The organism is Herbiconiux daphne (assembly GCF_024979295.1).
In the GTDB taxonomy this organism is placed as follows: Bacteria; Actinomycetota; Actinomycetes; order Actinomycetales; family Microbacteriaceae; genus Herbiconiux; species Herbiconiux daphnes.
Map to the genome: position 1 here is coordinate 1 of NZ_JANLCJ010000603.1, position 582 is coordinate 582.

Genomic DNA, 582 nt, shown 5'->3' on the forward strand with positions numbered 1-582 from the left:
TTTGTCTGCTCTAGGTACTTATGGTAAGTTGGGTGGATTCCAAGGATTTGGTGCTCAGAATAATCAAGGTGAATATAAAAACCAATGGTATAACACTGGTGGTACTGGTGCTTTCAATACTATCGGTAATTGGTTTGGAGGGGCTTCCTAATGGCACTCTTTGGTAGTAGCGGAGGTAGTTCAACTACTAAAATCTCTCGCCCGCAATATGTTCAAAATATGATTAATGATTTGAGCAGTCAAGTTCAAAACTTAAAGACTCCTCAATGGCAGAATCAACAGTATGCAGGGCTTACTTCGGATCAGCAAACTGCTTTAGATCAGATGATGGCTTCTCCTGAATTACGTGCCTATGCTTCTCAGCTAACAGGTGCAGGTCAGGAAGGTGTTAATCAATTAAGTGATCTACAGAATCAAGTTCAAAGTGCATATGGTAAACAAATCACTGCTGATGATATCAATAGAATGGCAGACCAACTTTACAATCGAGGTGAAGTTGAAGAAGCTATTAAAGCTGCTAATCGTCAGACAGAACAACAGCTAGCTACATCTACTAATCCAGAAGCTGCTCAGCAAACAATG

1 protein-coding gene is annotated in these 582 nt (G+C 40.4%); it reads left to right on the forward strand.

The window, feature by feature from the left end:
* Positions 1-150: 150 nt before the first annotated feature.
* Positions 151-582: hypothetical protein (locus N1032_RS26695; protein WP_259543686.1), on the forward strand; the 432-nt coding region annotated here is incomplete at its 3' end.